We start from the raw sequence: 327 nt of genomic DNA on the forward strand, positions 1-327 counted from the left end.
CCAGCCGCTGTCCCGCATCGACCTGCTGGCGCCGCAGGAACGCCAGCTGTTGCTGGAGACCTGGAACCAGACCGCGGCCCCCTATCCCGACGATCGCTGCCTCCACCAGCTGTTCGAGGAGCAGGTGCAGCGCAGCCCGCACGCCACCGCCCTGGTCCTGGACACGCACACGCTCAGCTACGCCGCGCTCAACGCGCAGGCCAACCAGCTCGCGCACCACCTCATCGCCCAGGGCCTGTGCCCCGATGGCCTGGTCGCCCTGTGCGTGCAGCGCTCCTTCGCCATGGTCGTCGGCCTGCTCGCCATCCTCAAGGCCGGCGGCGCCTA

At 70.9% G+C, this 327-nt stretch carries 1 protein-coding gene; it reads left to right on the forward strand.

The annotated features are described in order from the left end of the window. On the forward strand, positions 1 to 327 hold a 327-nt coding region (locus D183_RS23820; protein WP_039725903.1), incomplete at both ends, for an AMP-binding protein.

The sequence above is a fragment of the Xanthomonas sp. SHU 199 genome, assembly GCF_000364665.1.
Lineage (GTDB): Bacteria > Pseudomonadota > Gammaproteobacteria > Xanthomonadales > Xanthomonadaceae > Xanthomonas_A > Xanthomonas_A sontii.